The organism is Jeotgalibaca caeni, from assembly GCF_028863945.1.
GTDB lineage: Bacteria > Bacillota > Bacilli > Lactobacillales > Aerococcaceae > Jeotgalibaca > Jeotgalibaca caeni.
In genome coordinates this window covers 37,717-60,607 of sequence record NZ_JARBEA010000001.1, presented here as the reverse complement: position 1 = coordinate 60,607, position 22,891 = coordinate 37,717, and the positions used below count along the sequence as shown (strand labels likewise).

Below are 22,891 nucleotides of genomic sequence, written 5' to 3'. Positions count from 1 at the left end.
AAGATACAGATGTCTTGAAAATTATGGGAGGTTCGTTGTGGATATTCAAAAAATGCTTTTCGAGTTTTTTGGTGGTTTGGGAATTTTCCTGTTCGGGTTAAAATTTATGGGAGATGGGTTGCAGAAGTCAGCTGGAGATAACTTACGTTCAATTTTAAACAAGTTTACTTCTACTCCATTCCGTGCCATTTTAGCCGGGATAGTTGTAACAGTCCTTATTCAGAGTAGCTCCGCTACCACGGTATTGGCAGTGGGATTAGTAAGTGCTGGGTTTATGACGTTAAAACAAGCAATTGGAGTCGTAATGGGTGCTAATGTCGGTACAACCATCACTGCATTTATTATTGGGATTGATATTGGGGCTTATGCCTTGCCAATCATGGCTCTTGGCTCGTTCATGTTATTTTTCTCTAAGAAACACTTCGTAAATAGTATTGGTGAAATTGTTTTTGGTTTTGGAGCTTTATTCTTTGGCTTGGAACTGATGGGAAATGGAATGTCTCCATTGGAAAATCTGCCTCAATTCCGTGAACTAATGCTCGATTTGTCATTTAGTCCAATTCTTGGTGTCACAGTTGGAACTCTATTAACATTGATTGTTCAAAGTTCTAGTGCAACGATTGGGATTGTCCAAGAATTATATTCACACGGATCTGTTACTTTAGAAGCCGCACTTCCTTTGTTATTCGGTAGTAACATCGGAACGACCATTACAGCAATTTTAGCAGCGATTGGAGCAAGTTTGGCAGCGAGACGTACTTCTGCTTCCCACGTATTCTTCAATCTAACCGGAACGATTTTAGTAATGTTACTTTTGAATCCCTTTACCGCAATGGTAAGAACTTTATCTGATTATTTCCAACTGAATCCAGCGATGCAGCTTGCCTTCGCTCATGGATTGTTTAATGTGGTTAATGTATTAATTCAAATGTGGTTTATTAATCAAATTGCTACTCTTGTTACAAAACTAATTCCAGGCGAAGAGACCACAATTGGCTACGATGCTTCTCGCTTAGATGTTTCCTTGGTACATACTTCACCGATTATGGCCTTGAACCAAGCAAAGGTAGAAATTGGTGAAATGGGAGAAGTAGTTTTAGAAGAATACCAATCTGTATTTGAATATTTCAAGAATCAAGATGTAAAAGAAATGGAAAAATCACTTCAGCTTGAAGAAGTAATTAATGATATCGACATGAAATTGACTCAATACTTGATGCTGATTAGTAGCGAGGAATTAGCCTTGTCCAGTTCTAATGAACATACCATCATGATGGACGTTACAAAGTATCTGGAACGAATCGGTGATCATGCAGAGAGTATTTTGAAAAACATTGAAGAAGGAAACCAGATTGCGAAGCGCCAACAAAAAGTGACTGGTAAGAATGCGGAGACACAAGAAATTTTCTACGATGAAGATTTGGTGCGGATGTTCCAGTTAGTTGGTAAAAATATTGAAGAAGCAGTTAAGTCCTTTACAACGAACAGCTATCAGTTAGCAGGCAGCGTTATGAAGCGCGAAAAGGAAATCAATTCTCTAGAAATGCATCTGCGGGCAAAGTATATTGAACGCTTGAACCAAGGACTTGGACAGCCATCTGATGGAATTATGTTTGTTGACATTGTTTCCAACTTGGAACGGATGAGTGACCATGCCGTTAAAATCGCCAAACATGCTTTGGGATTCCGCTATCCATTCTTAAATCCAAAACTATCTCAGGCAAACTAATTGTAGAATAAAAGTGAACCGCCTTCCTTTTTTGAAGAGAAGGCGGTTCTTCATTTTTATTTTTTAGAACATACGTTCTTGTTTTTAGTGAAAAATATCAAATGTGTGTTAAAATAAAAATACAGAAAAGAATGGGCGGTGACTGAGTACCGGGGAGGGAGTGGTGCAGATGTTACGAGTCTGGCTACTGGAAAGAGGAAACGATGTCTGTCTTTGAAGCCTTAACCTTAATGATTACCTTCGCTTCACTAGTTCTCGTCATTCGTGATGGAAAAAATAAAAAATGACCGCTTAGTGCCACTGGAATGTAGACTAAGCGGTCAGTAAACTGCCAGTCACCGCCTTAGAACGGTTCTGTACAGAAGGGGATATGTTGGGCATATCCTCTTTTGCTTATTTTAGCATGAAGAACACATTGGATTCAATCTAATCAGGTTCAAAAGGTTTTCTTATCCCCATGCTCGTCGTATAATAGGAGGGCAGAAAGGAAGACGCAGATGAAAAAAGTATTAATCAAAGGGGTAAAAGGTTATCAACGACATATTTCCCCTTTATTTCCGCCAAGTTGTCGCTATTACCCAACGTGTTCCCATTATATGGTCGAAGCGCTAGAAAAGCACGGTGCCGTAAAAGGATCCATCATGGGAACTGCCCGCATATTGCGTTGCCAACCGTTCATTCAAGGTGGTTATGACCCTGTACCCAAACATTTTACCCTGCGTCGCAATCAAGATGCCGACGAGCAGCTGCATGCGATGCGTGAAGCATTAGAAAAACGAGTTCAAAATGACTTAGAGAACAATCAGAATTAGCTCCCATGCGTTCTTTTTACGCGAACTCTGAAGATGAGAAGTCAGTTGTTTGCTGGTCTTCAGACTTTTCGTTCAAACTCTGAAGACCAGGGTTGTTTCTATCTTCATCTTCAGAATTATCAGGAAAATTAAAAAAAGGAGCTGGGAATTTTCCAGCTCCTTTTTAATATGTTTAGTTATTTTGGCTTGCGCGGCGTTCGTTTCTTACATTCCGCCAAGAAGTACGAATCATTTTGCCCATTGTTGCGTCGGAATAGATTAAGACGTTTGAACGATACAACATCAACGAAAGGAGCGTGATCAGTACAGTAAAGGCAAGCATGACAACCATTGAGATTCCAATTTCTGTGGTGCTCGCAGTTTCTGCAGCAATACGGAACGGCATGATAAATGGCGTAAAGAATGGCACATGAGATCCGATTTTAATAATCGGATGCGTAGTCGAAGCTAATGCAAACATTCCACCGTAAAAGCCCATCAAAGCAATAAAGACAATGGGCGAAACTGCCTTCGATACATCCTCACTCTTCGTTACCAATGAACCTAGGAATGCGGCGACTACGGCATATAGGAAGATCCCCATAATAAAGTAGTACAAGGAAGAGCCAACAATTCCGCGCAAAGTCGCAACAAGGTCGAGACCTTCAGGAAGTAAGTTTTGAACGAAATCCAACTGAAGGGCAATCGCAATGATAACCGCGTAGAAACCAATTTGAGTTAAACAGATGAAGAAAATAGCGACTAGTTTACCGAAGAAATGAGTAGTGGCTGACACACTGGAAAGAACCACTTCCATAATGCGTGTGCCTTTTTCAGAAGCAATTTCTTCAGCGATAATACTAGAATAGGTCATGATGAACATGAAAATCGCAATACAAATCGCATATGCAGCGGCAAGTTTCAAACCTTGATCAGCACTATCGCCTTCTACAACTTCCCCTTCGTCAATCGAAACCGTACGTGTTTCGATGACGGGAGGAGTTAATAGGGTCTGCGCTGTTTCAGGAGAGAGACCAAGTTCACTTGACTGTAGGTTCAGCTGCAGCCCTGATAACTGATTGGTCAAGTAAGCCATGTCCAAGGTCTCGCTATCTGGAAGGGAAACATAGGAAGCAGTTAGTGCACCATTTTGATTCGCAACAGTTAAATAGCCATCTAAGCCGCCAGCTTCCATTGCGGACTCGGCTGCTTCTTGCGTCTCAATTGTAGAGTCAACGTTGTAATATTCATTTTCTGCCTGTAACAATTCGACTACCTCAGATGATTCAGAAAGAACGGCAATTTGTGGAATCTCTTGTTCCATATTATCAATGAAAAAGATAATCGCCGCTACAATCCCAATCAAGATCAGCGGGCTCAACATCATGGTAATGAAACCGACTGACTTTACGTTTTTCTTATAAACTTGTCCAACAATTACCCAAAATTTATTCATTCTTTTCACCAGCTTTCAAACGGAAGATTTCATCAAGAGAAGGAGGTTGTTGGCTGAAGGTTGCAATGTACCCGCCTTGCGTCACCGCAGCAAAAATTTCCTTACCATGAGAGGGGTCCGAAAGGTCAAGAACCTTGAATCCATCTGAGTTCTCGGTAATCGTTTTGACACCAGGTAAGGCAGCCAATTGTTCGTTTGACCAATCAGTCTCCAAGAAGAGCTTGGTTCGACCGAATTGTTCCCGGACTTCTTTTACTGTTCCTGATAAAACCATTTCTCCGTTGCGCAACATCAATAAGTGGTCGCAGATTTCTTCTACGTTATTCATGTTGTGGCTGGAAAAGATTACGCAAGAACCTTGCGTTCGTAACTCCTTGATACCGGCTTCTAATAGGCTTGCGTTTACAGGATCGAGCCCACTGAATGGTTCATCTAAGATAACTAGTTTTGGTTCGTGTAAAAGGGTCGCAATGAGCTGCACCTTTTGCTGATTTCCTTTGGAGAGCGTTTTTACTTTGTCAGTCTTTTTTCCTTTTACTTGGAACTTTTCCATCCAATAATCGATTTTCGGCTTTACTTCTTTTTTTGATTTTCCTCTTAGCTGAGCGAAATAAATAAGTTGCTCTTCGATTGAAACCTTCGGATAGAGCCCTCTTTCTTCTGGTAAATAGCCAATAATATCATATTCGTCCTTCGTTAACGGTTTTCCATCCCACAAAACTTGTCCTTGATCAGCAGTTAAAAAATCAAGAATCAAACGGAAGGTAGTTGTTTTTCCTGCCCCGTTTTGCCCAATCATCCCCATGATTTCGCCGTCTTGTATAGTAAAGGATACACCCTCGACAGCTTGCAGCGAACCAAAGGACTTGTGTAAATCAATCACTTCTAACATCTTTTCTCCTCCTTGCAATCAACACTTACTGTAATAAGTGTATCATAACTGGTGAATACATCGAAAAGATTTCTCTAATTTTCCTATAAGGAAGTTAGTTACTTTTATTAAAAATTTTCTATAGAGATACAAGAAATATCAGTGGTTCTCTGAAAAAATATGTCATAGTTGAACTTCAATCTTTTTCTATATGTCCTTTTCTTATTTTTACTGTATAGTTATTATTTGTAAGAAAGGAGACATATTTGCTACTGTGTCTATACACTCGCTATGAGCATCCAAATGATATGATTATTATTAATAATGTAATGAACTAAAGGAGGTACTCATGACTCATATTCGTGTAGAACTAACAGCATTACAGAAACAACGAATCGAAGACACGAAACATACGGGCAGTCAGTTAGAGAAGGTACATCAAATTGTCCAACAATTTTTGGACCACCAAAAGGAAGGCGCTTGGGAGGGACGTGCGGTTTTCGTTCCATTCCAAGCACAATATACCAATGTGGATAAGCGTGCTCGCATTTTATACGTATTGGTAAACGATACAGACCAAACGATTCATGGAGTGTCCGGCTCCTTATTGCTGAAACTTCCCGTGAAAGAGGCACAAGTAGCTGCTTCCAAGTTATCTTTCACAGAAGAGTTTATGGGAAGAGTTGCTCCCCAGACTGCAATGATGTTCTTCATTGATGCACCGGTAAAGGGACTCTATCAAGATCAAACCTTCCATTTACAGACGTTGCAACTCTACATTAAAGATATCGAGTTTCAATCTGTCCAATAATTTTGATTAGAAAGAAGTTGATTGTTTGTCCGATTCAGAAGTTATGGATCTCGTTGCCTTGATCCTTGTTATCGTGGGTGTGCTCTTTATCATAGCGGGATTTGTCTTAAACGCCCGTGGAAAAAGGAAAGCCGAACGCTGCACAAGTCGTACGACTGGCGAGGTGTTTGGTTATGACGCAAGAGGGAATGGTGTCTTTTTCCCTCGTGTTGCTTTTAAGGTGCGCAACAAAGAATATCAAACGCGCCTCCATTATCGAAACCAAGTGGTGAAATCGACTCCTGCTCAAGGGGAAGCGATGATAGAAGGAGATCCACTCTCCACCACAATACGCATTAAACGGAACAGCATGGTTTCTGGTAATCCACTGGAGAACGTTTTTCCTCGTGGAACTGAAATGAAGGTTTACTATAATCCGAATGATCCGACCGAAAACTATGTGGAGCGCTATGCCGGCTCCCTCATGCCATTTTTACTTATTTTGAGCGGATTTATGGATTTCGGAATCGCTGCACTCTTTTATTTTCTTTTTTAAGGAAAAATTTATTTGGATTTTTCTGATCCATGATAGAATGAGAGTAGCAGATGAATTGAAGGAGAGGATGTGCGTAGCATGAAGAAACAGCTACCTAATCTTTTAACGATTTTACGGTTATTATTAATTCCTTTTTATTTTATTGTGTTTTATTCGGGCAGCGAAAATGCTACGTTTCAAGCACTTTTGGTATTCATAGCGGCGAGTATTACAGATGTGCTGGATGGTTATTTGGCAAGAAAGTATGAAGTCGTTTCGAAGTTTGGTACGGTAGCCGACCCGTTTGCAGATAAGTTAATGCAAATTTCTGTACTTTATACATTGTCCGATGCCGATTATTTAGAGAATTGGTTTTTCTGGATTATCTTGGTAAAGGAATTTTCGCAGATTGCATTGGGAGCAGTTATGGTTTCCATGAAACCAAGAATTATTATTGCAGCAAATGTTTTTGGAAAAGCTACAACGGTTTTGGTTTTTCTGACCATTATTTTGGCAGTATTCGAAGTTCCTGGCATAAACATTTTGCAAATCATTGTCACAACACTTGCTATTATCACCTTTAGCCAGTATGCACTTCGGTTCAGTCAAAAACTACAAAAAAGGAAAGCGGATGAGAAAAGGTAACTTTTCCATCTGTTTTTTTTATGTGCCTACTACATGTTGTGTTTTCTTTTTATTTAAGGGATAATCAAACTATTGTTTTAAAAATGGAGACGAGAAAAGAAGGGATATGATGAGTGTGATTGTCTTAGCGGGCATGATTGGCGCTGGGAAAACCAGCTATACGAGTTTAATAGCAGAGAGAATGGGGACCCAGGCGTTTTACGAGAGCGTGGACTATAATCCAGTATTAGATAAATTTTATGAGGAGCCAAAAAAGTGGGCGTTTAGTTTACAAATTTATTTTCTGAATTCGCGTTTTCGCAGCATCAAAGATGCCTTGGTTCATGACAACAATGTGTTGGATCGCTCAATCTATGAAGATGCTCTATTTACTCGGATCAATCATTTACAAGGAAATATTTCCGCGATCGATATGGATATTTATGAAGATTTGCTCGCAAACATGATGGAAGAGTTAGAGGGAATGCCTAAAAAAGGGCCAGACTTGTTGATTTATCTGCACGGATCCTTTGAAACTATTTTGGAAAGAATTCAACAACGCGGACGTGAATTCGAACAAGTAGAAGTGGGCGACGAACGCTACCAATACTTCAAATTACTCTGGGAAAAGTATCAAGGTTGGTACGATGCCTATGACGCGTCACCAAAAATATCTCTTTCCATTGATGAATTCGACATTAAACACAGTCTAGAAGATCAAAATCGCGTAATGGCTATTATTGAAGAAAAATTAGCAGAAATTAGAGAAGTGGTACCCTGCTAAAAATACGAAAAATGGGTAGCTCAGGAATAAATTTCCGCTGAACTACCCATTTTCACGCAGAAGTGGGTAGCTCAGGAAATATTTTTCGCTAAACTACCCATTTTCGTACAAAAATGGGTAGCTCAGGAATTTCTTTCCATTGAACTACCCACATTCATGTATACGAATGTCTGCCCCGTAAATGTGCTCCAAAAGGAAGCTCCGACGTCACTTTGTCATGATTGTTGCTGCTTTAGCAGCTTACAAGCATGATACACTTGGGCGTCAGCCCACAGTGCTCCCGAAATCATGCTCAGATGGTCTATGACCATCCTGCGCTTATCGATCCAGTGATTCGGTGCTTAACGCCTTTTGCAGCACTCTCTTTTTATTTTACATCGGGATAAGCGCGGCGAACGTATGCTTCAATCCGGTCCATCGCTTCAGAGAGAGCCTCTTCAGACTGGGCAAACGAAATGCGCAGATACCCTTCACCCATGGAACCAAATGCTGAACCAGGCGTCATTGCTACATGAGTTTCTGTTAATAATTCGAGCGCAAAGTCTTGTGAGCTTTTGCCAAACGCTTGTATGTTAGGGAAAGCATAAAAGGCGCCTTCCGTTTTTAGGCAATGAAACCCTGGAATCTGATTCAAACGGTCGACCACAATGTGCCGGCGACGGTCGTAAGCAGTAAGGTATTCTTGGACAATGGATTGATCGGACTGTAGCGCTTCGACCGCTGCATCTTGAATAAAAGGAGGCACACAGAAGCCGATTCCTTCTCTAAACTCAGCCATCCGCTCAATGGATGCTGTGTTTCCTACCACATATCCCACGCGCCAACCTGTCATCGCATAAGTTTTTGAAAAACTATTCACGACAAAGTGCCGCTCGTTCGTTCCTGGAATTTGGAATAAACTGAAATGTTTCTTGCCGTCATAAAGGATGCTCTCATACACTTCATCCGACAAAATGGTAATTTGATGCTTATCTGCCAACGCCACAATTTCTTCCATTTCTTCTTTTTCTAAAATAGAACCGAGAGGATTGTTTGGTGAATTAATAATGAGCAATTTCGTACGTTCGGTAATGGCTGCCTCAATATCTTTTGGCTGAATCTTAAATTGATACTCTTCGTATACAGGAACCTCTACAACGTTTGCTTTTAGTGCCATGATTTGGCCTAAGTAATTAGGATAGTGGGGATTCGCGATGAGGACTTCATCTCCCTGATCCAGAATGGTCATCATAACCAGCAGGATCCCTTCTGTAGCTCCAAAACTAGCCATCACTTCATCAGGATGAAATGGAAAGCCAGTCATCGCTTGGTACTTCTCAGCTACTGCTGCTTGAAAAGTGGATTCCCCCACGTTAGGCCCGTAATGCGTACGGTTTTCTTCGATGGCTTTGGTGCCTGCATACTTAATTAAATCAGGTGTTTCAAAATGAGGCTCGCCCATTGTTAACATAATTGTGTCTTCAAATTGTCCCGCAAGCTTTGCCATTTTACGGATACTGGAGGCGGGATAGTGTTTCGATAAAGATGACCAATGATACATGAAAGTAGCTCCTTAAGTTTTCTAATGATTTTAACAGAATTTTCTATTTTTTTATAGCTTTGTTCAAAAAACTTTCAAGATAATCAACATTATACTTGTTCATTGAGGAGAAAAGAATTAAAATACAAATAGAATAAAGAGAGGAGGAGTTACGATGAACGTAACAATTAATGTTTTTCAACGAAGTGAATACAATACAACCTCCCTCCATAAGATTATGTAATGGTTATTTTTGGTAAACCAAACCAGGCGTATTCTCCTTTAGGGCGGAATATGCCTTTTTTGTGTTTATGAAAGAAACCGTTTCAAAACTGGGAGGCAGAAAAGAGGGAAGCAATTTATATGTTTGATGTGATGTTTAAGTTGAAAGGATTTTTCAAGGAAAATCGCAAAAATTATTTTATTTCATTGGTCACCATGATCGGCAGTAACTTATTCAGTGTGTTCATTCCTTTTTTAGTCGGAAGAATCATTGATGCCATTGTACGGCAGGAATTAACTGGACGCGGATTAACTACCCTAGCTGGCTTATTCTTGTTCAGTTTGATTGCTGCTTACTTTTTAGAATTTACGTGGTCTTATTATTTATTTACCGGAGCAGCAAAATTACAGCGGAACATGCGCAGTAAAATGATGGATCATTTTCTGCATATGCGCGCAACCTTTTATGAAAAATTCCGCGTAGGGGACTTGATGGCGCGTGCCACCCAGGACATCCGTTCGATTTCAGATACGGCTGGATACGGAATGATGGTTTTGATGAACGCCACACTATTCCTGACCGTCATTGTTTTCATGATGGGCGGAACCGTTGCTTGGTCTTTGACTTTATTCAGTTTACTGCCACTCCTGTTCCTAGCTTATGCATTCGGTAAATTAGGCAACATGGTGGAAACTCGTTATACCATTGCTCAAGACTCATTCTCTGCCTTGAATAACGATGTACTGGAAGTAGTAGACGGTATTCGTGTGGTGCGGGCATATGTAAAAGAGGAAGATTATATTCAAAAGTTCCGCAGCCAAACCGAAAGCATGTTAAAGAAAAACAACCGGGTTGCCGACGTAAATGCCTTGTTCTCGCCAATGGTAAAACTTTCTATTACTGCGAGCAATGTCATTGCATTTGGGTACGGAGCGAACTTGGTTCTCGATGGACAGCTTTCTGTTGGGGACATGGTTGCCTTCCAAATGTACTTGGGAATGATTGTCTGGCCCATTATCTCAATCGGCGAACTGACAAACGTTCTCCGTCAAGGCAGTGCCTCCATGATTCGGGTGGAGAAGGTGCTGGCAACTGGCGACGAGATGGAAGAAACAGGGATCAAAGTAATCGAAACAGCGGATGACATTGTTATGCATGGATTAACTTTCCAATATCCAAGCAGCCAACAAAAAAATCTGGAGCGCATCGATATTACGATTCCAAAAGGGAAAACATTAGGGATTGTTGGGAAAACAGGTGCTGGGAAAACAACCTTCTTACGCCAACTATTGCGCCAATATCCACTTGGAACAGGGGACTTCCGTTACGGCAGTGAACCGGTGCAAAACTATCACCGGCCTTCCTTGCAGAACCTGATCGGCTATGTACCGCAAGACCACATTCTCTTTTCCCGAAGTGTGAGAGAAAATATAGCCTTCGGAAAAGCCGGAGCAACGGACGAAGAAATTATGGACAGCGTTCGGATTGCTGCCTTTGAAGAAGATTTGATGCGTATGGATCAAGGCTTGGATACCATGATTGGTGAAAAAGGGGTATCCATTTCTGGCGGACAGAAGCAACGGATCTCCATTGCCCGCGCCTTAATCAAGAATCCAGAAATTTTGATTTTAGACGATTCACTATCCGCAGTAGACGCAAAAACCGAGCAAAAAATTATTGAAAATATTAAACGTGTCCGGGCGGGTAAAACAACCATTATCTCGACCCACCGCTTGTCTGCAGTACAACAGGCTGATGAGATTATCGTCATGGAAGATGGACGAATTGTGGAACGAGGAACGCATGAAGCATTGATTCGCCGCCAAGGATGGTACTACACGCAGTACCTCCGACAAGAATTGAAAGAAGGTGGCGAATAATGAGAACGACCAAACGGTTATTATCTTATATGAAGCATTATAAAGGGCGGTTTGTCATTGGTTTCATCTTGCTCCTCGTGGCAGTTACCACCGACCTTTCTGCTCCGCTAGTAGCGCAAAGACTGATTGATGAAGTGATTACACCTGCTGCAGCAGAAGGGGAGTTTTTCGCTGAAGTACTAATCAGGCTGCTCCTGTTTTACGCATTCCTGATGCTCACAACCGCTGTCCTTCGCTACGCAAGCTTTTTGGTTTTAACAAAAGCTGCAAATGGAATTGTCAAAGTGATTCGGGACCAGGCTTATGAACATTTACAACGGTTGCCTATTCGCTACTTTGACAACCTGCCTGCAGGGAAGGTAGTCTCTCAAATTACGAACGATACGGAAGTATTGCGTCAGCAATTCTATGTAGCAGCCATCAGTAATGTGATGCTAAACGTTGTGTACGTAATCGGAACCTACATTGCCATTGCGCGGCTCCATCAAGGATTAGGAATTGCACTGCTTATCTTGTTGCCGTTGATGTATCTCTGGCACCGATTCTATTCCAAACGGGCAGGAGCATTAAGTCGGAAAGAAAGAGAATTGAATGGGGAAATTAATGGGAAGATTAATGAGTCTGTCCAAGGGATGCCGATTATTCAAGCCTTCCAACAAGAAGAACAAGTTGCTGAAGAATTCCAAACTATTAATGATGAGTGGTTTGAAGTAGAACGGAAATATGTACTGCTGGATTCAGCTGCGCAATTTACCTTAGGAGGACTGTTGCGTCACGTTACCTTGTTGTTGGTGATGGTTTACTTCGGTACGCAGTACTTAAACGGTGTATTAGGAATTTCGATTGGGACTTTGTATGTATTTGGAGACTATGTGACGCGTTTGTACGATCCAATCCAAGGAATTATCCAGCAAATGGCGTTTGTTCAACAAGCTATTGCAGCTGGAGAACGGGTTTTCAAACTAATTGATGAACCAGAGGAAGAAGAGGAAACTGGTGTATTCGAAATTGGCGAGGGAAAAGTGGAATTCCAGCACGTTACCTTTGGCTATCAAGAAGAGTCACCTGTTTTGAATGACATCCATTTTACCGCAATGCCGGGTGAAACGGTTGCGTTGGTAGGGCACACAGGTTCAGGAAAGAGCTCTATCATGAACTTGCTGTTTCGTTTCTATGATCCACAAGAAGGAAAGATTCTGATTGATGGACAAGATACAAAAGCCAGCTCACGCCAAAGTATCCGGGAAGCGATGGGAATCGTCTTACAAGATCCATTCTTATTCACTGGAACAATTGAGTCGAATATTACACTCGATAACCCAGCCATCACTACGGAAATGGCCGCGAAGGCTCTGACCGAAGTAGGCGGCGATTCGATGCTGACTCATTTTGAAAAAGGCTTAGGAGAACCGGTAGTTGAAAAGGGCGGTACCCTAAGTTCTGGACAACGACAGTTAATTTCTTTCGCACGGGCGCTTGCTTATGATCCGAAAATTTTGATTTTGGACGAAGCAACTTCCAGTATCGACACAGAGACAGAAGAAATTATTCAGCACGCGATGGATGTCTTAAAAGAAGGTCGCACGACGTTTATTATCGCGCACCGTCTCTCCACCATCCAGCACGCGGATCAAATTCTGGTCCTAGACGCTGGGAAGATTGTGGAACGCGGCAGCCATGATTCCTTGTTGCTGGAAAATGGAAAGTATGCTGAAATGTACCGGATGCAAAAGAAAGGCATGGAAGAAGCAAGTTAAAAACAGTGTGGGCAAGAGGAGAAAGATTTCTCCTTTAGCCACACTATTTTTTGTTGAATGGAGTACACGTGAGATACTGGTACTACAGTGGCTTCTCGTTTTTTTTTGTTTTTATGTAATCGGTATCATCGAAGTTTTTCTACCTGTCCAGAAATCTCACATGCTAAAAAAATGACACCAACCACTTTGCAAATCCTGTTTTAAAGAGACACGCAGTTTTTGATTTCCATGAATCTTAAGCTTGTAGGCAAGGGAAATAGAGGGATCCATTCGGGAAAAGTTGCTTTGTTTAAATAAAGATTCTATACTTAACATGGATTGTAAATAGTAGGAATACCATTTCCATAGGAGAAGAGAAGTTCATGGCAACAAGAGAAGAACAAGGAGTAACCTCCAAAGTTCAATCAATTGATCGTGCAGTATCAATCATCGAAACTCTATCAGATTACCCGAGTTTGAGTCTCAATGATTTGAGTGACAAGGTTCAGTTGCATAAAGCAACAACACACCGCCTAGTCCACTCATTGATCGAAAACGGCTTGATTGAACAAATTGAAGACACCAAACAATACCGTATTTCATTACGGATGTTTGAATTGGGCAATAAACGTGTCCAGAATATTGATTTCCTTAATGTCGCAAAAAGTAATATTCGTCAATTGTCACAAGAGATTGGACAAACCGTCCACCTAGTCATCGAAGATCGAGATGAAGTTTTATATGTTGATAAGTATGGAGACTATCAAGAATCCAAGATGCGTTCGAAAATCGGGTTGAAAGCGCCTTTATACTGTACGGCGGTTGGGAAAGCAATTCTGGCCACTCGCGAACAGAGTGAAGTGGATTCTTATTGGGGACGTATTACTGCGGAAAAGAAAACCGAATATACCATTACCGAACTCAATCATTTTCACGAAGAACTGCAACACATTCGTGAAGTAGGGTATGCGTTAGATGATGAAGAGTTTGAGTACGGTGTTTTTTGTGTGGGTTGCGTATTTTCTAGTTACAAAGAAGAAGCAGCAGGCGCAGTGAGCATTTCTTTACCGATCAGTGAAAAAGAAAGAAAAAGCTACTATATTCAAAAAGCATTAGAATGTGCCGAGAAAATTACACAATTATTAGGTGGAAAGTGGAAATAGCTGAGTAGAAGGCATTGACATAAATTTCATAAAATTTTATAATTGATTCGGTATGTGATATTGCGTTTCATAATGTGAGACGCAAACTATGAATGGAGGAACATTAATGAGCTTAAAAAGAGATATCTTAGACCAAATGCAAAAGAACTTCCTTTTCGCAGTCGTTCGTGGCTCTACACAAGAAGAAGGCTATGAAATTTCGAAAGCTGTTTACCAAGGCGGAATCAAAAACGTCGAAGTAACTTTTTCTACACCAAACGCTGAACAAGTAATGCGTCGTCTTGCTGACGAATTTGCAGATACAGATATGGTTGTTGGAGCTGGAACGGTTTTAGATGAAGTGTCTGCAAGACTTGCAATTTTGAATGGCGCGAAATTCATCGTTAGCCCAAACTTCAATGAAAGAATTGCAAAAATGTGTAACCTCTACACCATCCCTTACCTACCAGGTTGTGGTTCCATTACGGAAGTTGCAACTGCACTAGAAGCTGGTTGCGAAGTTGTTAAATTGTTCCCAGGTGGACTATTAGGTCCTGGATTCATTAAAGACTTGCACGGTCCAATTCCTTGGGTAGAAGCAATGCCTTCAGGCGGCGTTTCCTTGGACAACATGGAAAAATGGATTGCAAACGGCGCTTGGGCTGTAGGTGTAGGTAGTGCTTTAACGAAAGGTCTAAAAGAAGGCGGCTCTGCACAAGTAGAAGCAAACGCAAAAGAATTTGCTGATAAATTAATAGAAATTTTAGCAAAATAGATCTTTTTGGCAATAAAAGAAGGAGAGACTGAAGTAATGTCTTTTATTCACGATGATTTCATGCTCCAAACAGAGACAGCGAAACATCTCTATCACGATTTTTCAAAAAATATGCCGATTTTTGACTATCATTGTCATCTATCTCCACAGCAAATTGCGGAAGATCATGAGTTTGAGAATGTTACCGAACTATGGTTAGGCGGCGACCATTACAAATGGCGTGCAATGCGTGCAATGGGAATTCCAGAAGTGAAAATCACTGGAAATGCTACACCAGAAGAAAAGTTCGAAGCTTGGGCATACGCTTGTGAGAACGCAGTAGGGAATCCTTTGTTCCACTGGTCTGCTTTGGAATTAAAACGCTACTTCCATGTGGATGAATTGTTAAATTCCAAAAACTGGAAAGAAATCTATGACCACTGTAACCAAGTGATCAAAGATGAAAAATTGACTGCACGCACACTTATCAAGAACTCTAATGTTACCTTCGTATGTACAACAGATAATCCAACCGATGACTTAGCTTGGCACAAACAAATTGCAGAAGATGACTCTTTTGATGTAACGGTAGCCCCTGGTTTCCGTCCTGATGAAGCTTTTGCCGTTCAAGATGCAGCGAAGTTTACTGGTTTCCTTGATAAAATGAAAGAGGGAACGGGACGTGAAATGGACAGCTTCCAAGACCTGCTAGCAGGAATGGAAGAACGCATCCAATATTTCGCTGACCACGGTTCCAACGTTTCAGATCACGGCTTGTCGACCATTTACTATGTAGAAGCAAGCGACGAAGAAATTGAAGCGATTTTCCAAAAGGCTGCAAAAGGCGAGGCTGTAAGTGATGAAGAATACGCCAAATTCCAAACAAAATTGTTTGTAGAACTTGGGAAAATTTATCACGATAAAAACTTCGTGATGCAGTTGCATTTTGGTGCCATTCGCAACAACAACTCTCGTATTTTCAATAGCGTAGGCGCTGATGCGGGTGTGGATGCGATTCAAGATCAACCAAACGTCAGCTATGCCCTAAACAAGTTGATGGACGGCATGGATAAAGAAAACAAACTGCCTAAATTCATTATGTATCCTTTAGACCCAACCTACTTTGATTTGGCTGGAACCGCAGCAGCGAACTTCCAGATGAATGATCAAGGAATAAAGAGCAAAGTTCAACTTGGTTCTGGATGGTGGTTTAACGATACGAAGTATGGCATGTTGAAGCAGTTGAAAGCTTTATCTGAGGCAGGGTTGTTAATGAACTTTGTCGGTATGCTGACTGATTCAAGAAGCTTCATTTCTTATACACGTCATGAGTATTTCCGTAGAATCCTGTGTGACTTCATCGGAGACCTCGTTGAACGTGGTGAGATTCCAAATGACGACGCGTTATTGGAAAAACTAATTACCAATATTAGCTATAACAATGCAGTAGAATACTTCGAGTTTAATAAATAAAAAATTATAAATAAGGAAGTGTTTTGAAAATGGAAATGTCATTCAGATGGTACGGTCACGATGATCCTGTTACATTGAAAAATATTCGTCAAATCCCAGGTATGAAAGGGATTGTTACAGCAATTTACGATATTCCAGTTGGACAAGCATGGCCAATGGAACGCATCGAAAAGTTGAAAGCAGACGTAGAAGCAGAAGGCCTATACATTTCTGTTATCGAATCTGTACCGGTTCACGAATCCATTAAATTGGGTCGTCCAGACCGTGATCAATACATTAGTGCATACAAAGAAACCTTGCGCAACTTAGGTAAAGCAGGAATTCCTGTTGTATGTTACAACTTCATGCCAATCTTTGACTGGACTCGTTCCAACTTGGCTTATGATTTACCAGATGGTTCCAACGCGTTAATCTTCGATGAAGAAGAAGTAAACAAAATGGACCCACGTACGCTTTCACTTCCAGGTTGGGACGAAAGCTACAGTTCTGAAGAAATGAATGCCTTAATGGATGAGTACAAAGAAGTTGACGAAGAAAAACTATGGGCTAACCTAGAATACTTCATCAAAGAAATTATCCCAGTTGCAGAAGAAGCTGGCGTCAAGATGGCGATTCACCCAGATGATCCTCCATACAGCATCTTCGGCTTGCCTCGTATCATCACAGGCGGCGAAGCGTTGAACCGTTTCATCAAGCTATATGACAGCGAATATAATGGAGTAACACTATGTGTTGGTTCATTCGCATCTGATCCAAAGAACGATGCAGTAGAAATCTTGAAAGACATGTTAGCTAAAAAACGCGTAAACTTCGTGCATGCACGTAACGTGAAATTAGTTGGCGGACGTTCATTCGAAGAATCTGCTCACTTGTCCGAAATGGGATCCATCGACATGTATGAAGTCGTAAAAGCATGTGTAGAAGGCGGCTTTGAAGGCGCAATCCGTCCAGACCACGGCCGTATGATTTGGGGCGAAACTGGTAAACCAGGATACGGTTTATACGACCGCGCATTGGGTGCAACATACCTAAATGGTCTAGAAGAAGCAGTTAAAAAGAACTTAAAAGCTCAACAATAAAAAGAAAGTAGGTTTTTTAACCATGACAAATCCATTTGTACATGATTTTACTGACAAAGTAGTTGTCGTTACAGGTGCTGGTGGCGTATTGTGTTCTGACTTTGCAAAAGCATTCGCAAAAGCAGGCGCAAAGGTTGCTCTGCTTGACTTGAATGAGGAAGCAGCACAAAAATATGCGGACGAAATCGTTGCAGATGGCGGCGTAGCGAAAGCTTACAAATGTAACGTATTAGAAAAAGATTCTATTGAAGCAGCAAAAGCAGGCGTAGTAGCTGACCTAGGTGCAGTTGACGTATTGGTTAACGGTGCTGGCGGGAACAACCCTCGTGCAACGACAGATAATGAATTCCATGAAGCAGACATGCCTGAAGGAACAAAAACATTCTTTGATCTAGATCAAAGCGGTGTAGAATTCGTCTTCAACTTAAACTTCTTGGGAACATTGTTGCCAACACAAGTTTTTGCAAAAGACATGGTTGGACGTGAAGGTGCAAACATCATCAACATCTCTAGTATGAATGCATTCACACCACTAACTAAGATTCCTGCATATTCAGGAGCTAAATCAGCTATCTCCAACTTCACACAATGGTTGGCAGTGCATTTCTCCAAAGCAGGAATTCGTTGTAACGCAATCGCACCAGGTTTCTTGGTATCAAACCAAAACCGCGACTTGTTATTCGAATCAGACCACGAAACATTAAAACCGCGTGGCCAAAAAATCATCAACAACACGCCAATGGGCCGCTTCGGTGAGTCTGAAGAGCTGTTGGGTGGATTGATGTTCTTGGCTGACGAAAAAGCATCCAGCTTCGTAAACGGAGTTGTATTGCCAATCGACGGTGGATTCAGTGCGTACTCTGGCGTTTAATTAAATAGATATTAAGTAGGAAAGGAGCCGATAGAAAAAACTTCAATATGAAGATTTCTATTAGGCTCCTTCACTTTTAGTGAAACTTTTTCTAAAATGTAGAAGAGATGCTAGACCAAGAAAAAATAGACGTTGTTCATATTTGTCTGCCACATCATTTGCATTATCCAGTCACGAAGATTTGTGCAGAAAAAGGCGTCCATGTTTTACAAGAAAAACCATTGTCGTTAGATTTTTGTGAAGGTCTTAAAACAGCAGAATTGGCTAAGAAAGTCTCAACCAAAATCGCAGTCTGTTTCCAGAACCGTTACAATACAACTTTTCAGAAGTTACTAGAGGTTTTGAGAACAGATGACCATGGTGAAATAAAAGCAATCAAGGGCTTGGTAGCATGGCATCGCCCGGATGAATATTACACAGAGAAACCTTGGCGAGGCAGATGGTCAACTGCTGGCGGCGGTACGATTATCAATCAAGCCATTCATACACTGGACTTGATGCAAGTGGTTGGCGGAGAACTCGTTGCTTGTAAGGCGAGTCTTTCCAACATTACGGATTATAATGTAGAAGTAGAAGACACCGCAGTGGCGAACTTTACTTTTGAAGGGAACCGGACCGGCTTTTACATGTCTACGAATGCTTATGCCACCAATTCCAGTGTAGAGTTGGAAGTCGTGACCGAAAAGGCGACCTATACTATTAAAAATTATCAACTGTACAAAATTGATTTTGATGGGAATGTAACGGTTCTTGCACAAGATGAACAAAAAGCAGGGACAAAGTCTTACTATGGACCGGGTCATGCAACGTTCATCCAACGGTTTTACCAAGCAATCGAAGAAGATACCGATGACTTTGTATCGGTAGAAGATGCGTTGCCTTCGATGTTGATGATTGATGCAATGAAGCAATCATCAACAGAAACGAGAACGATTTTAATGGAAGAACTAAAAAAAGTGCCAGTATGCAATGTGAAGCAACTGCATAAATGAACAGTATGGTTTTGAAAGGAGTTTTATCGTGTCAGCAAATGATGGAATGAATTACGCACCAAAAGGGAAAATCAATCGGGTGGTAGAGCCGGGAGAATTTGTAGTCGGCGTGACTGCACTCGACCACGGGCACATCAATGGAATGTCCAATGGATTATTGGAAGCAGGGGCAACGATTAAGTATGTCTACGATGCAGACCCTGAAAAGGTGAAGAATTATTTGGAGAGCTTCCCTGAAGTACAAGCGGCAGAATCTCTGGAGCAAATTTTGGAAGATCCAGAAATTAAGTTGGTTGCGGCTGCTGCTGTACCGAATTTGCGCAGCGAATTAGGGAACCGGGTGATGCGTGCTGGGAAAGATTACTTTACTGATAAAACTGGATTTACCACTACGGCTCAGTTAGAAGAAACGAAGCGCGTTGCAGCTGAAACAGGACGCAAATACTGGGTTTACTTTAGCGAACGACTCCATGTAGAAGGTGCCGTTCTAGCTGGCCAATTGATTAAAGAAGGCAAAATTGGACGTGTTCTTCAAGTTACTGGATTTGGACCACATCGCTTGGATAAGGAAAAACGTCCAGAATGGTTCTTCAAGAAGGAACAATATGGCGGGATTTTAGCAGATATTGGAAGCCATCAAATCGAACAATTCCTGTACTTTACAGGAAACGAAGATGCCAAAGTGATTCATAGTAAAGTGGCAAACTACAACAACCCTGAAACGCCTGAGCTAGAAGATTACGGTGATGCTACTTTAGTGGGAGAGAATGGCGCTACATTCTTCTTTAAAGTGGATTGGTTTACTCCAGATGGGCTAGGAACATGGGGAGACGGTCGAACGTTCATTACCGGAACCGAAGGAACGATTGAAATCCGTAAGTACATCAACGTAGCAACGGAAGAGACAGGAGACCATGTCTTCTTAGTTACGAAAGACAGTGAAGAACATCACTCCGTTACTGGAAAAGTAGGCTTCCCGTTCTTTGGAGAAATGATTTTGGACATCATCAACGGAACCGAGCATGCGATGACCCAAGAGCATATCTTTAAGGCACAAGAGCTTTGCTTACTTGCACAGGAACAAGCGATGCGTATTACAGACTGATGAATGAAGGAGGGGCCAAGCTTGCAGCTGGCCTCTTTTTTTATATCGAAGCTTTAGAGGAGGAAAAAAGCTGTAATCATTGAATTATTCTGTTTCAATTGCTATGATTTGAAGAGGACTAAAAAAGGACGGTCGATCATGAAAACACTGATTATCATTTCCCATCCCTATCTACAAGAATCACAGACGCAGCAGTTTTTGCGTGAAAGTTTACCTGATCATGACGTGACGTGGCATCACTTGGAAGAGTATTACCCAGATGGGAACATTGATCTTCAAAAAGAGCAGTCGCTCTTAAGCCAGCATGATCGCATCTTGTTTCAATTTCCACTCTACTGGTACAGTTCCCCGCCGATATTAAAGCATTGGCAGGATGTCGTATTGACAGAAGGATTTGCCTACGGGAAAAATGGGACAAGTTTGACGGGGAAAGAGTTCGGTATTGTAGTGGCAACGGGTGTTCATGAATATGAATATCAACCCGGTGCGCGAGAAAACTATACAATGGCAGAATTGATGCGGCCGTTTCAAGCTATGGCTCAGAAATGCCGGATGACCTATTTACCTCTTTTTGTCATTTCCCGTTTTGAATACATGAACGAGACGCAACGGAAAACGTTGCTGATTCAATATCGGCAGTATTTAACGAAAGAAAATCGCTCCTCTCTTGCTATACGAGAACAGTGGTTCAAGCAGGAACTGCTTCATCTAGGCAAGAAGGACTTAGCAGAAACGGATCAACAATTGGTGGATCTAATGATTCAGCAAATGGAAGAAAACCGAGAGCGTTTGGATGATTTACTTTGGACCTTGGAAGAGATGGAGGAATAAAGAAGTTGGCACAAGAAGAATGGATGTTAGAACAAATTTTCCAGTTACAAGAAAAAAGCAAAGACTATCGACAGATTGCTTTATTTCAAGAGTTTGCTGCTTTAATAAAGGAACAATACCAACGCATTTATCAAGCAGAAGGCGAAATTGATGGCCGGATGTGGAGCCCGAAAGAATGGGGATAAAATATTTGATTCGGTTGTGTCCGAAAAAAGGAGCGAAAAACATGGAAAAATTTACATTTCTTGAACCGAACAGTAATGAGCTTCAAGAAGGAATGATATGTGATCCCATTACCGGGATGTGCAGTCCTTTTGCACCACAGGAAGAATCTGATAAAGAAAAGGAAGAAGCAGATGAATAATCCCTTAAATGAAGCTCCTCAAATTGATTTGTACTATATTACTGACCCGCTCTGTTCTTTCTGTTGGGTATTTGAACCCACGCTACGGAAATTTCGTTATCAATATGCCAAATACATCCATAATGATACGACTGTCATGGGCGGAATGATTGAAAAATGGGAAAATTTTGGCGGTGATGGAGCAAATGGCATTACCAATGCGGTAGATGTAGCGAAACATTGGCGTGAGATTGGGGACTACACCCGAATGGTAATGGATGGCCGAATTTGGTTGGATGAACCAATTGATTCTTCTTTCCCAAGTTCGCAAGTTTATCAAGTAGTACGCCGTGATGATCCAGAAAAAGCTTCTGTATTTTTACGCAAGTTACGTGAAACAGTGATGATGTGGAACCAAGATATTTCAAAAGCAGAGGTTGTTACGGGTATTTTGGAAGAAATGGACTTGGATGCAGAAGAAATCTGGCAAGAAGCAAACTCCTTTGAAGGGAGAATGCTCTTGAATGGAGATCTTGGTTTAGCTCAAGCCCTGACAGTAAGTGGATTCCCTACAGTTGTGATGGTGAACGGAGATAATCAAGGAATCAAAGTAGTGGGCGCCCAATCCTATGAAGCACTTATCGAAGCACTCCAACAAATTCTCCCAACCGATACAGAATTACTGGCCGACCCGATCCCAAGCTTGGATGTAGTGATGGAAATGACGCCGATGTTGCTGAACCGGGAAATTGAAGTGCTCTACAACTTAGAAGAAGTAGAGGTGCAGCGTTTCGTTGATATGACTTTAGGGAAAGAAAATCATCAAAAAGGAGAGCTGTTAGGACAGAATTACTACAAAAAAATCCAACATGCTCCTGAAAAGGGTCAGCAATGAATCTAGCAAAAGATATCGAGAATGCTTTGCAGAGTGTATTTTTAATTATGATCGTCATGTTAAAACAATACGCTGGATCATCTCTAGGCGAATATGAAAATGTCATTTTTGTTTTTTCAGCAGTTACAGGTTCGTATCTCATCCACTTCCTTTTTGTGAAGTTGAGTAAAAACTATCCAAAGCGCGATGATTGGGAAGAAAAATTAAATCTTCTTACACTTTTGGCATATGGGTTTGGTTTGCTTGTCCTTCAACTTCTTGGAGTGAAAAGTATTTTTGTCTTAGGTGCAGTCGGTATCATTTTGATTGCGATGAACATCTTAATTAAAACGAAACGAAAGAGTATTAAGAAAAAGATGGAAGAATAAAAAATGAATGGCCACGAAAAGAGGCGGGAGCGATTTGATAAGCTCCGGCCTTTTCCATTTAACTAAATGTAAACGTTTTCGAATAATAAGTATTCTCATT

23 protein-coding genes and 2 pseudogenes are annotated in these 22,891 nt (G+C 41.3%); 21 read left to right on the top strand and 4 right to left on the bottom strand.

Annotation, left to right across the window (positions count from 1 at the left end; translation table 11 throughout):
* The first annotated feature begins 37 nt into the window (after nucleotides 1–37).
* The 3 genes from PVE40_RS00270 to yidD all read left to right on the top strand — a co-directional run bounded on the left by PVE40_RS00270 (nucleotide 38) and on the right by yidD (nucleotide 2,541).
* The gene (locus tag PVE40_RS00270) at nucleotides 38–1,729 is read left to right on the top strand and encodes a Na/Pi cotransporter family protein (RefSeq protein WP_274729880.1); all 1,692 of its coding nucleotides are present in this window, start codon (nucleotides 38–40) and stop codon (nucleotides 1,727–1,729) included.
* Between the two features lie 203 nt (nucleotides 1,730–1,932).
* The gene (locus PVE40_RS12955; RefSeq protein WP_420828499.1) at nucleotides 1,933–2,016 is read left to right on the top strand and encodes a putative holin-like toxin; all 84 of its coding nucleotides are present in this window, start codon (nucleotides 1,933–1,935) and stop codon (nucleotides 2,014–2,016) included.
* 210 nt (nucleotides 2,017–2,226) lie between these two features.
* Nucleotides 2,227–2,541 carry a membrane protein insertion efficiency factor YidD gene (yidD, locus tag PVE40_RS00265; protein ID WP_274729879.1) on the top strand — a complete coding sequence of 105 codons (315 nt, stop codon included), beginning with the start codon at nucleotides 2,227–2,229 and terminating at the stop codon, nucleotides 2,539–2,541.
* 172 nt (nucleotides 2,542–2,713) lie between these two features.
* Here yidD and PVE40_RS00260 read toward each other — a convergent pair whose 3' ends face one another.
* From PVE40_RS00260 to PVE40_RS00255, 3 genes and pseudogenes are all read right to left on the bottom strand, one after another.
* The gene (locus PVE40_RS00260) at nucleotides 2,714–3,976 is read right to left on the bottom strand and encodes an ABC transporter permease (protein ID WP_274729878.1); all 1,263 of its coding nucleotides are present in this window, start codon (nucleotides 3,974–3,976) and stop codon (nucleotides 2,714–2,716) included.
* Nucleotides 3,969–4,178: pseudogene (locus PVE40_RS12950) on the bottom strand (ATP-binding protein DrrA1-3 family domain-containing protein); the annotation flags it as partial. The gene PVE40_RS00260 and the pseudogene PVE40_RS12950, both read right to left, overlap by 8 nt.
* Nucleotides 4,178–4,868: pseudogene (locus tag PVE40_RS00255) on the bottom strand (ABC transporter ATP-binding protein); the annotation flags it as partial. The pseudogenes PVE40_RS00255 and PVE40_RS12950, both read right to left, overlap by 1 nt.
* Nucleotides 4,869–5,196: 328 nt before the next feature.
* On the opposite strand from PVE40_RS00255, the gene PVE40_RS00250 reads away from it, so the two are divergent.
* The 4 genes from PVE40_RS00250 (at nucleotide 5,197) to PVE40_RS00235 (ending at nucleotide 7,580) form a co-directional block, all read left to right on the top strand.
* Entirely contained in the window at nucleotides 5,197–5,658 is a 462-nt protein-coding gene (locus PVE40_RS00250; RefSeq protein WP_274729876.1) for a hypothetical protein, read from the top strand.
* 25 nt (nucleotides 5,659–5,683) lie between these two features.
* Nucleotides 5,684–6,193, top strand: a complete 510-nt coding sequence (locus tag PVE40_RS00245) for a DUF3592 domain-containing protein (RefSeq protein WP_274729875.1) — start codon at nucleotides 5,684–5,686, stop codon at nucleotides 6,191–6,193.
* Nucleotides 6,194–6,271: 78 nt separating this feature from the next.
* The gene (gene pgsA, locus PVE40_RS00240) at nucleotides 6,272–6,817 is read left to right on the top strand and encodes a CDP-diacylglycerol--glycerol-3-phosphate 3-phosphatidyltransferase (protein WP_274729874.1); all 546 of its coding nucleotides are present in this window, start codon (nucleotides 6,272–6,274) and stop codon (nucleotides 6,815–6,817) included.
* A 109-nt stretch (nucleotides 6,818–6,926) separates the two neighbouring features.
* The gene (locus PVE40_RS00235; protein WP_274729873.1) at nucleotides 6,927–7,580 is read left to right on the top strand and encodes a deoxynucleoside kinase; all 654 of its coding nucleotides are present in this window, start codon (nucleotides 6,927–6,929) and stop codon (nucleotides 7,578–7,580) included.
* A gap of 367 nt (nucleotides 7,581–7,947) precedes the next feature.
* On the opposite strand, the gene PVE40_RS00230 is transcribed toward PVE40_RS00235, so the two are convergent.
* A complete protein-coding gene (locus PVE40_RS00230; protein ID WP_274729872.1) occupies nucleotides 7,948–9,120 on the bottom strand; it encodes a pyridoxal phosphate-dependent aminotransferase in 1,173 nt (390 codons plus the stop codon).
* A 342-nt stretch (nucleotides 9,121–9,462) separates the two neighbouring features.
* Here PVE40_RS00230 and PVE40_RS00225 point away from each other — a divergent pair, with 342 nt between their 5' ends.
* From PVE40_RS00225 to PVE40_RS00160, 14 genes are all read left to right on the top strand, one after another.
* Nucleotides 9,463–11,202: an ABC transporter ATP-binding protein gene (locus PVE40_RS00225; RefSeq protein WP_274729871.1), complete on the top strand. Its 1,740-nt coding sequence runs from the start codon at nucleotides 9,463–9,465 to the stop codon at nucleotides 11,200–11,202.
* Entirely contained in the window at nucleotides 11,199–12,959 is a 1,761-nt protein-coding gene (locus tag PVE40_RS00220; protein ID WP_274729907.1) for an ABC transporter ATP-binding protein, read from the top strand. The genes PVE40_RS00225 and PVE40_RS00220 overlap by 4 nt, the downstream gene beginning before the upstream one ends.
* Nucleotides 12,960–13,321: 362 nt before the next feature.
* Nucleotides 13,322–14,101 carry an IclR family transcriptional regulator gene (locus PVE40_RS00215; protein ID WP_274729870.1) on the top strand — a complete coding sequence of 260 codons (780 nt, stop codon included), beginning with the start codon at nucleotides 13,322–13,324 and terminating at the stop codon, nucleotides 14,099–14,101.
* A 106-nt stretch (nucleotides 14,102–14,207) separates the two neighbouring features.
* Nucleotides 14,208–14,855: a bifunctional 2-keto-4-hydroxyglutarate aldolase/2-keto-3-deoxy-6-phosphogluconate aldolase gene (locus PVE40_RS00210; protein ID WP_274729869.1), complete on the top strand. Its 648-nt coding sequence runs from the start codon at nucleotides 14,208–14,210 to the stop codon at nucleotides 14,853–14,855.
* Between the two features lie 36 nt (nucleotides 14,856–14,891).
* On the top strand, nucleotides 14,892–16,307 hold the full coding sequence (gene uxaC, locus PVE40_RS00205) for a glucuronate isomerase (RefSeq protein WP_274729868.1): 1,416 nt from the start codon (nucleotides 14,892–14,894) through the stop codon (nucleotides 16,305–16,307).
* Between the two features lie 29 nt (nucleotides 16,308–16,336).
* Entirely contained in the window at nucleotides 16,337–17,386 is a 1,050-nt protein-coding gene (gene uxuA, locus PVE40_RS00200; RefSeq protein WP_274729867.1) for a mannonate dehydratase, read from the top strand.
* Nucleotides 17,387–17,408: 22 nt separating this feature from the next.
* Nucleotides 17,409–18,257, top strand: a complete 849-nt coding sequence (locus PVE40_RS00195; protein ID WP_274729866.1) for an SDR family oxidoreductase — start codon at nucleotides 17,409–17,411, stop codon at nucleotides 18,255–18,257.
* A 107-nt stretch (nucleotides 18,258–18,364) separates the two neighbouring features.
* The gene (locus tag PVE40_RS00190; protein ID WP_274729865.1) at nucleotides 18,365–19,249 is read left to right on the top strand and encodes a Gfo/Idh/MocA family protein; all 885 of its coding nucleotides are present in this window, start codon (nucleotides 18,365–18,367) and stop codon (nucleotides 19,247–19,249) included.
* 28 nt (nucleotides 19,250–19,277) lie between these two features.
* Entirely contained in the window at nucleotides 19,278–20,354 is a 1,077-nt protein-coding gene (locus tag PVE40_RS00185; protein ID WP_274729864.1) for a Gfo/Idh/MocA family protein, read from the top strand.
* A 138-nt stretch (nucleotides 20,355–20,492) separates the two neighbouring features.
* Entirely contained in the window at nucleotides 20,493–21,185 is a 693-nt protein-coding gene (locus PVE40_RS00180) for an NAD(P)H-dependent oxidoreductase (protein WP_274729863.1), read from the top strand.
* 5 nt (nucleotides 21,186–21,190) lie between these two features.
* Complete coding sequence (locus tag PVE40_RS00175) at nucleotides 21,191–21,370, top strand: hypothetical protein (protein WP_274729862.1); 180 nt, start codon at nucleotides 21,191–21,193, stop codon at nucleotides 21,368–21,370.
* Nucleotides 21,371–21,411: 41 nt separating this feature from the next.
* Nucleotides 21,412–21,549, top strand: coding sequence for a hypothetical protein (locus tag PVE40_RS00170; protein WP_274729861.1), 138 nt, complete (start codon nucleotides 21,412–21,414; stop codon nucleotides 21,547–21,549).
* Nucleotides 21,542–22,423, top strand: a complete 882-nt coding sequence (locus tag PVE40_RS00165; protein ID WP_274729860.1) for a DsbA family protein — start codon at nucleotides 21,542–21,544, stop codon at nucleotides 22,421–22,423. Before PVE40_RS00170 ends, PVE40_RS00165 begins: the two co-directional genes overlap by 8 nt.
* The gene (locus PVE40_RS00160; RefSeq protein ID WP_274729859.1) at nucleotides 22,420–22,791 is read left to right on the top strand and encodes a hypothetical protein; all 372 of its coding nucleotides are present in this window, start codon (nucleotides 22,420–22,422) and stop codon (nucleotides 22,789–22,791) included. Before PVE40_RS00165 ends, PVE40_RS00160 begins: the two co-directional genes overlap by 4 nt.
* Nucleotides 22,792–22,891: the final 100 nt, after the last annotated feature.

Excerpts from the sequence above, each read along its gene's own strand:
- PVE40_RS00250 (WP_274729876.1), top strand. The coding sequence starts at position 5,197 with ATGACTCATATTCGTGTAGAACTAACAGCATTACAGAAACAACGAATC.
- pgsA (WP_274729874.1), top strand. The coding sequence starts at position 6,272 with ATGAAGAAACAGCTACCTAATCTTTTAACGATTTTACGGTTATTATTA.
- PVE40_RS00195 (WP_274729866.1), top strand. The coding sequence starts at position 17,409 with ATGACAAATCCATTTGTACATGATTTTACTGACAAAGTAGTTGTCGTT.
- PVE40_RS00165 (WP_274729860.1), top strand. The coding sequence starts at position 21,542 with ATGAATAATCCCTTAAATGAAGCTCCTCAAATTGATTTGTACTATATT.
- PVE40_RS00180 (WP_274729863.1), top strand. The coding sequence starts at position 20,493 with ATGAAAACACTGATTATCATTTCCCATCCCTATCTACAAGAATCACAG.
- PVE40_RS00260 (WP_274729878.1), bottom strand. The coding sequence starts at position 3,976 with ATGAATAAATTTTGGGTAATTGTTGGACAAGTTTATAAGAAAAACGTA.
- PVE40_RS00210 (WP_274729869.1), top strand. The coding sequence starts at position 14,208 with ATGAGCTTAAAAAGAGATATCTTAGACCAAATGCAAAAGAACTTCCTT.
- PVE40_RS12955 (WP_420828499.1), top strand. The coding sequence starts at position 1,933 with ATGTCTGTCTTTGAAGCCTTAACCTTAATGATTACCTTCGCTTCACTA.
- PVE40_RS00225 (WP_274729871.1), top strand. The coding sequence starts at position 9,463 with ATGTTTGATGTGATGTTTAAGTTGAAAGGATTTTTCAAGGAAAATCGC.
- PVE40_RS00215 (WP_274729870.1), top strand. The coding sequence starts at position 13,322 with ATGGCAACAAGAGAAGAACAAGGAGTAACCTCCAAAGTTCAATCAATT.
- uxuA (WP_274729867.1), top strand. The coding sequence starts at position 16,337 with ATGGAAATGTCATTCAGATGGTACGGTCACGATGATCCTGTTACATTG.
- uxaC (WP_274729868.1), top strand. The coding sequence starts at position 14,892 with ATGTCTTTTATTCACGATGATTTCATGCTCCAAACAGAGACAGCGAAA.
- PVE40_RS00230 (WP_274729872.1), bottom strand. The coding sequence starts at position 9,120 with ATGTATCATTGGTCATCTTTATCGAAACACTATCCCGCCTCCAGTATC.
- PVE40_RS00160 (WP_274729859.1), top strand. The coding sequence starts at position 22,420 with ATGAATCTAGCAAAAGATATCGAGAATGCTTTGCAGAGTGTATTTTTA.
- PVE40_RS00190 (WP_274729865.1), top strand. The coding sequence starts at position 18,365 with ATGCTAGACCAAGAAAAAATAGACGTTGTTCATATTTGTCTGCCACAT.
- PVE40_RS00235 (WP_274729873.1), top strand. The coding sequence starts at position 6,927 with ATGAGTGTGATTGTCTTAGCGGGCATGATTGGCGCTGGGAAAACCAGC.
- PVE40_RS00170 (WP_274729861.1), top strand. The coding sequence starts at position 21,412 with ATGGAAAAATTTACATTTCTTGAACCGAACAGTAATGAGCTTCAAGAA.
- yidD (WP_274729879.1), top strand. The coding sequence starts at position 2,227 with ATGAAAAAAGTATTAATCAAAGGGGTAAAAGGTTATCAACGACATATT.